This is a genomic window from Kitasatospora sp. NPDC048722 (genome assembly GCF_040650235.1).
Classification (GTDB): Bacteria; Actinomycetota; Actinomycetes; order Streptomycetales; family Streptomycetaceae; genus Kitasatospora.
In genome coordinates this window covers 1-5,887 of record NZ_JBEZGX010000128.1, presented here as the reverse complement: position 1 = coordinate 5,887, position 5,887 = coordinate 1, and the positions used below count along the sequence as shown (strand labels likewise).

General features: G+C 72.8%; 3 protein-coding genes. 1 reads left to right on the top strand and 2 read right to left on the bottom strand.

The annotated features are described in order from the left end of the window. On the top strand, window positions 1-666 hold a 666-nt coding region (locus AB0C76_RS40875; RefSeq protein WP_359975730.1), incomplete at its 5' end, for a GNAT family N-acetyltransferase. A 111-nt stretch (window positions 667-777) separates the two neighbouring features. Here the strand turns inward: AB0C76_RS40875 and AB0C76_RS40870 are convergent. Both AB0C76_RS40870 and AB0C76_RS40865 read right to left on the bottom strand, forming a co-directional pair. After that, complete coding sequence (locus AB0C76_RS40870) at window positions 778-3,300, bottom strand: ATP-binding protein (RefSeq protein ID WP_359975727.1); 2,523 nt, start codon at window positions 3,298-3,300, stop codon at window positions 778-780. 1,787 nt (window positions 3,301-5,087) lie between these two features. Further along, entirely contained in the window at window positions 5,088-5,762 is a 675-nt protein-coding gene (locus tag AB0C76_RS40865) for a response regulator (RefSeq protein WP_359975724.1), read from the bottom strand. Window positions 5,763-5,887 lie beyond the last annotated feature (125 nt).

The window sequence follows — 5,887 nt, the reverse complement described above, 5'->3', positions numbered from 1 at the left end:
CGGCCCGACTCCGCCCGGGTGCTCCTGGTGCACAGCGGGCCCGAGCGTCTGCTCCGCGGCGACCCGCGACACCTCGACCAGTCGGCCCTGGCCCCGCTCGGACGCGGCCAGTTCACGGCGCCGGAACGCTTCCTCCCACTGCTCGGGCGCACCTTCACCCACGTCACCCCCTGGATCCGCACGGTCTACGTCCAGCACACGGCGCCCCGGCCCGTTTCTCCTCATGTCGCGCACTGGGTGCGGCCGTTGACCCCGCCGGACGTACCGTGGTTCGAGCGGTTCGCCGCGCGCTCCACACCGCCGGGGCCGACGTCCGGCCCGCCGCACTGGCTGGCCAGGACCTGGGGCGGGCACCCGGGCCTGGCCTCGGGCGGCTTCGCCTGGGGCGCGTTCCTGGGACCCTGTCTGGCCGCGGTGGCCTGCGGGTACCTCGTCGGCCGCCGGCACCTGGACATCGCCGTCGCCACCGATCCGGCGTTCCGCCGACTGGACCTCGCCCTCGCCTGCGTGACGGCCGCCACCGACGCCGCGCGCGACGCGGGCCTGACCCCGACCTGGGCCGCCTCCCGGGTGAACCTGGCGAGCCGGGCCCTGGCCGTGGCCGCGGGCTTCCGCCCCGTCCGCGACGAGGTCGTGTACTGGACCGGCCCCGCCCTCGCCCGTTGAGGACTCGGCCTCCACCGATGACCCGTCGTTGTAAGAGGAGCCGCCAGGACCGGATCCCCGGACGGCACGGTTCCCAGTGTCAGCCCGCCCACGGGGGGCGCACCGTGCCTCCTAACCGGGGTTTGCCGCTGCGGCTCGGCGGAGGCCGAACACGAAGGTCGTGCCACCGCCGGGGGTGCTCTCGACGGTCAGCTCACCGCCCATCGCCTCGGTGAAGCCCTTGGCGACGGTCAGTCCGAGCCCGACGCCGGCGACCCGCCCGTCGGCCCCGTGGCGGCTGCGGTGGAACGGCTCGAAGAGGTGCTCGCGTTGCCGGTCGCCGATGCCGGGGCCGTGGTCGACCACCCGCACGTCCACCCGCTCCGCCACGACGCCCGCGTCCACCCGCACCGGGGCGCCGGGCGGTGACCAGGTCTGCGCGTTGGCCAGGACGTTCGCCAGCGCCCGCTCCAGCAGGCCGGCATCGGCCTCCACCGGCGGCAGAGCCTCCGGGAGGTCGAGGACCACCGGGGCGCCGGCGAGCGGGAGGCTGCCGACCGCCGCGACCAGGACGTCCGCCACGTCGGTCGGCCAATAGGTCACCGGCACCCGCCCGGCCTGCAGGCGGCTCAGGTCGAGCAGGTTGGCGACCATGCGGTTCAACCGGTCCGCCTCGGCGTCGATGATCGCCGAGAAACGGCGGACGTCCTCCGGCGGCCAGTCGACATCGTCGGAGCACAGGCTCGACGCCGACGCCTTGATCCCCGCCAGCGGCTCACGCAGATCATGGGCCACGGCCTCCAGCAGGGTGGTGTGCAGGGCGTCGGTACGGGCGAGCTCCTGTGCCGACGCCGCTTGCGCGGTCACCCGCTGCAACTCCCGGAGCAGGCGCAACTGGGTCACGAAGGGGCCGAGCAGCCGGGTGTTCTCCTCGCTCAGCGCCGGGCCGGCCAGCACCAGGACGGCGCCGGCGTCCAGCTCGGCCGCGAACGCCGCGTCCTGCGGCCGGCCCGGCAGCGGCCCGCCCGCGGTCGTGTCCGGCCGCCAGCCCTGGCCGTCGCGCACCAGGATGCCCGCCGCGAACAGGCCGAACGCCAGTCGCAGCCCCTCCAGCAGCTCGGGCAGCGCGCGTTCCCCGTCCTGCACCGACTCCCCCGCCAACCGGGCGAGCGCCTGCGCCTCCGCACGGGCGCGGGTCGCCTGCTGGGAGCGGCGGGCCAGCCCGTCGATCAGGTGGCTGATGATCCCGGCGACCACCAGGAACACCGCCAGGACGGCGGCATCCGCCGCCCGCTCGATCACCAGGCTGTGCCAGGGCGTCGTGAAGAACCAGTCCGCGGCCACCACCGAGGCCACGGTGGTGGCCGCGGCCGGTGCGAGCCCTCCCAGACGCGCGACCCCGGCCACCACCAGCAGCAGGCACAGCAGCACGCCGGACAGCCCGAGCGATCCGCGAAGCGGCGACAGCGCGCTCGCCACCACCACCGCGCCCAGCGGACCGAGCACCCAGCCGGACCAGCGCCGCCGGGCGGTGACGAAAGCGGGCCGGCGCGGACGCGGCCCGCGCGGCAGCGCCAGCAGATCCGGCCCGGGCGGCGGCAGCACCCGGACGTCGATCGGACCGGCCAGCCGGATCACCCGGTTGATCACCGAACCGCTGACGAACTCCCGCAGCCGCGAGCGGCCGGTCGGCCCGAGCAGGATCTGCGTGGCGCTCTCCGTCCGGGCGAAGTCGACCAGGGCCCCCGCCACGTCGTCGCCGGTGATCTCGACATAGGTGCCGTGCAGCTCGCGAAGCAGCACGCGTTGGCCCGCCAGGGCGGGCGGCTCCCGCTGGACGCTCCCGTCGTCCGCACGGACGTGCACGCCGATCAGGTCGCCGTGCACCCGGGTGGCCGTCCGCGCGCCCCGCCGGATCAGGTGCTCGCCCTGCGGCGCGCCGTTCAGCGCCACCATGATCCGCTCCTTGGTCTCCCACGGCGCCCGGATGCCGTGCCGGGCCCGGTAGTCGGCCAGCTCCTCCTCCACCCGGTCCGCCAGCCAGAGCAGGGCCAGCTCCCGCAGCGCGCCGAGGTTCCCGGCCCGGAAGTAGTTGTCCAGCGCCACGTCGACCCGGTCGGCCGCGTAGACGTCGCCCTGCGCCATCCGGGTGCGCAGTGCCTCGGGACTGAGGTCCACCAGCTCGATCCGGTCGGCGGCCCGGACGACCTCGTCCGGGATCTTCTCCCGCTGGACGACGCCGGTGATCTGCTCGACCACGTCGTTCAGGCTCTCCAGGTGCTGGATGTTCAGGGTCGTCGCCACGTCGATCCCGGCGTCCAGGAGATCCTGCACGTCCTGCCAGCGCTTGCGATTCCGGCTGCCCGGGACGTTCGTGTGCGCCAGCTCGTCCACCAGCGCGAGCGCGGGCCGGCGGGCGAGCAGGGCGTCGAGGTCGAGCTCGGTCAGCTCGATCCCCCGGTACGGCACGCTGCGGCGCGGGACCACCGGCAGGTCGGCCAGTTGCGCCTCCGTCCCCCGGCGGCCGTAGGTCTCGACGAGGCCGACCACCACGTCCAGCCCGCCGTCGCGCAGCCGACGGCCCTCGGCGAGCATCGCGTAGGTCTTCCCGACCCCCGGCGCCGCTCCCAGGTACACCCGCAGCTTCCCCGTCACCGCCGAACTCACCGCCTCACCGGGCCGAGCACCTCCGCAGATCCATGGTCCCCCGGTGCGGGCGCAGCGCACGGCCGCAGCGGCAGACGGACGAGCGACCGAGGACGCCCAGACGCTCTGATCCGGTGAACTGCCGAACCAGCCCGTCGGCCGGGGCACCGTCATGGGCCGCGGGCTCTCGGCGTACTCTCCCATCAGGTGCCCGGCAGTGCTTCGCGCTGACCTGACGAAGGAATGCCCTTACGGCCCCGATTGCTCCTCTTCTCTGCCCCAGCGAGGTCGGCGCGACCGCAGCGCCACGACCGCACCGCCCAGGAGCACGAGGGTGCCCAGGAATCCGGACACCACCAGCTCGGCCGTTCCGGGCGTGCCTGACCAGGCCCACCTCACGGCATTGGTCATCCAGGCCGTGATCACGCCACTGGCGAGCCAGAGCGTACGGCGCCCGGCCCTCCGGTCACGAGGAGGTATTTGGGGGAGCAGGTCGTCCGGTGGTGGGACCGGCCCAGCCCAAGCCGGCCATCCTGGTGGCGCCCACGGCGGCGCCAGGCGACCCGCGGCCCGGCCGTCCGCCCACTCGACCGGGGAGGCCGCTTCTGGTCCCAGGTCGGGGTTCCGCATGAATTCTGCCCGGCGTCGGGCGGTCGGGGCCGCGTCCCGGACCAGCACGGTCCAGGAACCGGACCCGACCGCCGGCCGGTGCTCCACCGGCCGGTAGCCGTACAGGTACGCGACCCACAGTTCGCGCCGGAACTCCGTGCCGGTGCTGGTCGTCGACACGACCACCCTCGGCCTGCCGTCGAGCCGGTCGGCCAACCAGGTGTAGTCCATGACCCCGATGGAACCAGCTCCGTGAAGCCCGGAATGTGCCTTTGACGGCATACTGACGCGCTCGCCCCCTGGCACCACCGGTCGACTCCCGGTTCCTGGCAGGGATCTAAACGGCAATGATGCTCTTCCTCTGTCCTGGCCCCGCAGCTTCCGGGAGCGGGGGGATCGCTTCCCCCACCATGGATCAAGATCACCGCATGACCTTGGTCTGCACAACCCCTAGTCTGCCTCGTTGAGTTCGACGAACTGCTCCACATGCGAGCAGGTCGGGCACCGGTACGAGATGACCGATCCCGATCTACGCTGCCCGTTCCAGAGCTCACGCAGGAAGCGGCCTTCCTTCAGACCGGATATCCACAGGGGGACGCTCCCGTGGCCGGTCCCGTTGGTGTGCATGAAGCCCTGTTCAAGGCCGATCGTGCCGCAGTGAGTGCACCGCATGTCTGCCGCGTCCGTCATGGCGGGAGTCCATTGCTCCGTAGAAAGCTCGGTGAGGGGTATTGGTCGGACTGCCTTGAGTGAGGCGCCTTCGTAGGTCCAGCCGTACGGCTCAGCCTCTCGTTGTACCCGGGCGCGTACGACTCCGGCCTGTCGATCAGGTCCTCGCAGTCGGCGAAGTCGCCGTGGTACTGGAATGCCGAGAGGCGCGCGACTCGGGGAGTGGTCCAGCTGCCGCCCGTCGCGCCGTCTCCGACGCGCCAGATTTCCCACGACAGCCGTACCGCCCGTGGCAGCGCCGCGCGCCCCCTCATCCTCTGTTTCACTGGCCGCCGAAGCTCCCCGGATCAACCACCCGGGGCGGGATTCGGCAAACGGTTCGCCGCCCGGCCCCACGCCTGGGACGGCGAACCGCTTCCTCGCAGATCACGATAGGTGCGGTCGAACGTCCGCCCGCCTGCCCTGACGCACCCTTGACATCGCCGACGGTCGCCTTGACGCAGTATTGGCGCCGCAGGTCACGGCTGGAACCGGTAGCCGATCCCGGGCTCGGTGATCAGGTGGCGCGGCCGGGCCGGATCGGGTTCGAGCTTCCGGCGCAGGCTGGAGAAGTAGACCCGCAGGTAGTTGCCGTGGTTCGCCGCCTCCGGGCCCCAGACCTCGGTCAGGATCTGCTTCCCGGGCACCAGCCGCCCCCGGTTGGCGAGCAGCAGTGCGAGGATTCTCCACTCGGTCGGGGTCAGCCGGACCGGACCGTCCGGACCGGTGATGACACCGGCGTCGAGGTCGACGGCATGCTGCCCGACCTGCACCGACCGTGAGGGCGCCAGTTCGGCGGGCCGACGCAGCACGGCCCGGAGCCGGGCCAGCAGCTCGCTCATCTGGAACGGCTTGGTCACGTAGTCGTCCGCGCCCGCGTCGAACGCCCGGAGCTTCTCCTCGATCACGGTCCGCCCGGTCAGCACGATGATCGGCACGGCCAGCGTCGAGCGGATGCCGTGGATCACGTCCACCCCGTCGAAGTCCGGCAGTCCGAGGTCCAGGACGACGGCGTCGGGCGGCGCCTGGCCTGCCGAGTCCAAGGCTTCCTGGCCGGTGGCCGCGGTGAGCACCGAGTAGTGCCCGGCCTGGAGACCGATGCGCAGGGTGCGCAACAGCGCCGGCTCGTCGTCGACGACGAGGATGTGGCTCACCGGTCCACACTCCTCTCCAGATGAAGGGTGCCGGGCTCCTCCCGAGTGGCTGCTGAGGGCAGGGTGAGCAGCATCGTGGTGCCGCCCCCGGGGGTGTCCTCGACCTCCAGGCTGCCGCCCATGGC